5 protein-coding genes are annotated in these 4,725 nt (G+C 63.2%); all 5 read left to right on the forward strand.

All coding sequences use genetic code 11. The features are described 5' to 3' along the window. Nucleotides 1–87: 87 nt before the first annotated feature. The 5 genes from tatA (at nt 88) to surE (ending at nt 4,251) form a co-directional block, all read left to right on the forward strand. Entirely contained in the window at nt 88–306 is a 219-nt protein-coding gene (gene tatA / locus VGV07_RS06655; protein WP_326867906.1) for a twin-arginine translocase TatA/TatE family subunit, read from the forward strand. Nucleotides 307–338: 32 nt separating this feature from the next. Next, nucleotides 339–1,097, forward strand: coding sequence for a Sec-independent protein translocase protein TatB (tatB, locus tag VGV07_RS06660; RefSeq protein ID WP_326867907.1), 759 nt, complete (start codon nt 339–341; stop codon nt 1,095–1,097). Nucleotides 1,098–1,099: 2 nt separating this feature from the next. Continuing rightward, entirely contained in the window at nt 1,100–1,936 is an 837-nt protein-coding gene (tatC, locus tag VGV07_RS06665; RefSeq protein ID WP_326867908.1) for a twin-arginine translocase subunit TatC, read from the forward strand. A gap of 213 nt (nt 1,937–2,149) precedes the next feature. Then, nucleotides 2,150–3,475 carry a serine--tRNA ligase gene (gene serS / locus VGV07_RS06670; RefSeq protein ID WP_326867909.1) on the forward strand — a complete coding sequence of 442 codons (1,326 nt, stop codon included), beginning with the start codon at nt 2,150–2,152 and terminating at the stop codon, nt 3,473–3,475. Nucleotides 3,476–3,486: 11 nt separating this feature from the next. After that, nucleotides 3,487–4,251 (forward strand): 5'/3'-nucleotidase SurE, encoded by a 765-nt coding sequence (gene surE / locus VGV07_RS06675; RefSeq protein WP_326867910.1) that lies wholly within the window; start codon nt 3,487–3,489, stop codon nt 4,249–4,251. Nucleotides 4,252–4,725 lie beyond the last annotated feature (474 nt).

Below are 4,725 nucleotides of genomic sequence, written 5' to 3' on the forward strand. Positions count from 1 at the left end.
CCGGAACACGTCCTTGTGTTCGCCAAGGATTGAACCTATTTCTCTGCGCTAGTGTAAGCGTAGAGCATTCTTTCGGAGACCATCCATATGCACGCGCCAGGGATTTGGGGCATCATCGTCGTCGCCATCGTGGTGATCCTGTTGTTCGGACGCGGCAAGATCGCGGGAATGATGGGCGAGGTTGCCTCCGGCATTAAGTCCTTCCAGAAGGGCATGCGCGACGAAGAGCAGAAGCCTGCTGCGCAGATCGACGCCTCGACCACGGTCGAACCGACCCGCGAGACCGAAAAGGCCAAGGACGCCTGATCGTCTGACGGCCGCTCCCAGGAGCCATAACTATGCTCGGCGTCGGCTGGACCGAAATGCTGGTGATCGGGGTCGTCGCCCTGATTTTCATCGGACCCAAAGAGCTTCCTGCTCTCATGCATCGGATCGGCAAGGTTGCCGGCACAATCCGGCGCATGGGCTCGGATTTTCAGCGTGAGCTGAACAAGACTACGGGGCTCAACGAGATCACCAATCTCCGCCAGTCGGTGACGCAGCCGCTCAAGGCGACTGCTGATGCAATCCGCAAGGAATTCAACACCACGACCGCCGGCGGGCAGGTGCAGCCTTCGGGTGTGCTCAAACCGGCCGACCCCAAGGTCGAGAGCGTCGTCGACGAGATCAAGGCCGCCGCCGGCATCGCCACTCCCGCCGCCGCGGCCGCGGCACCGGTGATGACGCCGATCGCCCAGCCGGCCGAGACGCCCAAGGCGCCGGTGAAGGCCGCGCGTCCGGCAAAGATCAAGGCGCCGGCCGACGGCAAGGTCGCGACTGCCGATATTGCTCCGGCAAAGAAAGCTGCGCCGAAAACGAAAAAGCCGATCGACTCGCCTGCTCCGGTTGAAGCGATTGCGCCGGCCAAATCTGCGCCAGCAAAGCAGGCCGCCGTCAAGGCGGCCAAGCCAGCTACCAGCAGCGTTGCTGCGAAGCCGGCCGCCAGGGCCACTCCGGCCAGTGCAGGGAAGGCCGAGGCCGTTGAGGCCGTCGCCAAAAAACCTGCTGCCAAGAAACCCGCTGCCAAAAAGCCGGCTGCTGCCGCCAAGAAGCCGTGACCATGGCCGAACAGACCAAGCTCGAAGCCCCCAAGGATGCCGCCGCCGTTGAGCAGGATGAGCTCGCCGGCAGCGAAGCGCCGCTGCTCGACCATCTGATCGAGTTGCGCAAGCGGCTGATCCGCTCGCTGTTGGTGCTCTTTGGCCTCCTGATCACCTGTTTCTTCTTTGCCAGCACGATCTTCGACGTGCTGGTGCAGCCCTACCGCGAGGCGGTGGCGCCGGCGCCGGTGGAGCTTATCTACACCGCGCCGCAGGAGTTCTTCTTCACCCAGCTGAGCCTCGCCTTCTTCGGCGCGCTGTTCCTGGGCTTCCCGTATCTCGCCACCGAGGTCTACGGGTTCGTCGCGCCGGGCCTCTACAAGAAGGAGCGCAAGGCGTTCATCCCGTACCTGGTGGCAACGCCGGTATTCTTCGTGCTCGGGGCGGCGATGGTGTATTTCGCCGTGCTGCCGCTCGCCATGCGCTTCTTCCACGCCATGGAGACCACCGAGATCACCATGCTGGTGAAGGTCTCGGAGTACCTTGGCCTCGCAATGACGCTGATCCTCGCCTTCGGCATCTGCTTTCAGCTGCCGGTGGTTCTGACGCTCCTGGCGCAGATCGACCTCGTCTCCTCGGCAACGCTGAAGAAGGGGCGCCGCTACGCTATCGTCGGCATCCTGGTGTTCGCCGCCTTCATCACCCCACCCGATCCGATCTCGCAGATCGGCCTCGCGCTGCCGATGTACCTGCTCTACGAGATTTCTATCCTCTCGGTCCGCTGGATCGAGAAGCGGCGCGCCGCGACGCTGGCCGCCGAAGCGGCTGCTGCAACGGACGGCGAGAAGTCTGAGTAGGGCATTTCACCGGCGAGTTGAACGCTTCGCAGTGGGCGAACTGATCCACTGCAATTGCCCCCATCTACATCGGTGGGTAGGCGCGTCAGAGCCCTGCCAGTTCCCCGCCGCAGCTGGGTCGCGAAACGCGCTCCAGGTCGTGCGCACCGTCGGGACTTGCAACCAACCTCCAATCCGTTAAAGCAGAGCCCTTCTCCCGCCGCAGGTCTCTCCATGCTCGATATCAACTGGATCAAAGCCAATCCCGCCGCGTTCGATGCTGCGCTCAGCGAGCGCAAGAACGTGCCGTTCAAGGCCTCCGAGCTGATTGCCATGGACGAATCTCGCCGCAGCGCCATCGCGGCGGTCGAAGAGGCGCAGGCCAGGCGCAACGCCATGTCGAAGCTGATCGGCCAGGCCAAGGCGCAAAAGGATGAGGCGAAAGCCAACGCGCTGATGGCCGAAGTCGCGACGCTGAAGCACGCGATCCAGGCCGGCGAAGCGGCCCGCAAGGAAGCCGAAGAGGGCTTGCGCAATGCGTTGCTGGTGATCCCGAACTTGCCGCTCGATGAGGTGCCACGCGGTGCCGACGAGGCCGACAACAAGGAATATTTCGGGCTCAACGGCTCGCCGGCAACGGCGGCCAAGGTTCGACCGGCAAAGCCGAGCTTCAGCTACAGGCCGAAGGAGCACTTCGAGACCGGCGAAGCGCTGGGTGAGATGGATTTCGAGGTCGCCGCAAAGATCAGCGGCAGCCGCTTCGTCGTCCTGAAGAGCCACTTGGCGCGGCTCGAGCGTTCGATCGGCCAGTTCATGCTCGACCTGCATGTCGACCAGCACGGCTACACCGAGGTACAGCCGCCGCTGCTGGTGAAGGACGACGCGCTCTATGGGACCAACCAGCTGCCGAAGTTCGCCGATGACCTGTTCTTCACCCCGCACGGCGAAGGCCGACTGGCGCTGATCCCGACGGCGGAAGTGCCGCTGACCAACTTCGTGCGGGAGAGTATCCTTGCCGAAGACGAGCTGCCGCTGCGGCTCACCGCGCTCACCCCGTGCTTCCGCTCGGAGGCCGGGTCGGCTGGACGCGATACGCGCGGCATGCTGCGCCAGCACCAGTTCAACAAGGTCGAGATGGTGGCGATCACCATGCCGGAGGCCTCGGGCGACGAGCATGAAAAGATGCTGTCGGACGCTGAGGACGTGCTGAAGCAACTGGGCATCCACTACCGGGTGATGATGCTGTCGACCGGCGACATGGGCTTTGGGGCGCAGAAGACCTACGACATTGAGGCCTGGCTGCCGGGGCAGGACACCTATCGCGAAATCTCATCGGTGTCGGTGTGCGGGGATTTCCAGGCGCGCCGCATGGATGCGCGGGTGAAGGGCAAGGATGGCAAGATCCGGCACGTTCATACGCTGAACGGTTCGGGTGTTGCGGTCGGCCGGGCGCTGATCGCGGTGATGGAGAACTGCCAGCAGGAAGATGGCTCGATTGCCATCCCCGAAGTGCTGCAGCCCTATATGAAGGGTCTCAAATCGATCGGCGCCAAATCTTGAGCAAGAATCGCGTGAGAATCCTCATCACCAACGATGACGGTGTCGACGCCCCGGGCATCGCGGTGATGCGCGAGATTGCATTGACGCTGAGCGACGACGTCTGGGTGGTGGCGCCCGATGGCAACCAGTCGGGTGCCGCGCACCGTTTCACCTTCGGGCGCGAGCTCGGGGTAGATCGGCGCGAGGACCGGGTTTTCTCGATCGTCGGCGGCTCGCCGGCGGACTGCGTGGTCGCCGGGATGACCCATATCTGCAAAGACAAGAAGCCCGACCTGGTGCTCTCGGGCATCAATAACGGGCAGAACCTGGGCGACATCCTCAACTGTTCCGGCACGGTGGCGGGGGCGCGCGAGGGTGCGTTGCACGGCGCGCTGGGCATCGGCATCAGCCAGGGCGTCGACTATGAGCGGGGCACCGAGATCGACTGGACCAATTCGCGCACCTATGCGGCGCGGGTGGTGAGCCAGTTGCTGAGCGAGGTGACGGGGCGCGGCGAAGTCTATTTCAACGTCAACATCCCGTTCTGCGCCCCCGAGGATGTGGCCGGCATTCGCGTCGTGCCGTTCCAGCGCTTTGCCCGCTCGCCGATGGCGTATTATCCGAGCGACAATGCCGGGAAATTCTTCATCGCCATTCCTGAAACGCCGAAGCCGCTCAATGAAGAACACGACTTCCGCCTGGCCATGCACGGCAATGCCATCACGGTGACACCGCTGATGCTACAGCACACGCATTACGAGATGGTCGGCCAGTTGGACGGGAAGCTGGGGCTCTAGGCGGCTTCGCTCGTCGCAAACGCTCCAAGCGCGCATCGTAAGCGATGCGATACCCCTCATCCGGCGCTACGCGCCACCTTCTCCCTCAAGGGGAGAAGGGAGTCCCGACTGAGATGCCGGGGTTGGTCTCCCGCACGGGGGCTTCACTGAGATGCTTGAGGCGATCGACTTCTCCCCTTGAGGTCAGCGGACAAGGGCGAAGCCCTCGCCGCGAGGTGGCCGAAGGCCGGATGAGGGGTATGCGATGCGACAGCACCGCCGATCCGAGCGGTAGCGAGGAGCGATTGAGGGTCGCGATCTCCTTAACCCTACCGACTCCTGAATCCCCCATTGAACGATTTGAGCAAATTGCTTCGCATTTAAATCACTCTTTACCTTAACGCCCTAATCTCACGTCCATTGAGTACCTGCGTAGAGTGGACTGATGAGTAACCGCGTGACCGGTAAGACGTTTAGAACCGCCGCGATTGTGGG

The sequence above is a fragment of the Devosia sp. genome, assembly GCF_035944845.1.
Lineage (GTDB): Bacteria > Pseudomonadota > Alphaproteobacteria > Rhizobiales > Devosiaceae > Devosia_A.

Coding starts and splice junctions, on each gene's coding strand:
- tatA (WP_326867906.1), top strand. CDS start 88: ATGCACGCGCCAGGGATTTGGGGCATCATCGTCGTCGCCATCGTGGTG.
- tatB (WP_326867907.1), top strand. CDS start 339: ATGCTCGGCGTCGGCTGGACCGAAATGCTGGTGATCGGGGTCGTCGCC.
- tatC (WP_326867908.1), top strand. CDS start 1,100: ATGGCCGAACAGACCAAGCTCGAAGCCCCCAAGGATGCCGCCGCCGTT.
- serS (WP_326867909.1), top strand. CDS start 2,150: ATGCTCGATATCAACTGGATCAAAGCCAATCCCGCCGCGTTCGATGCT.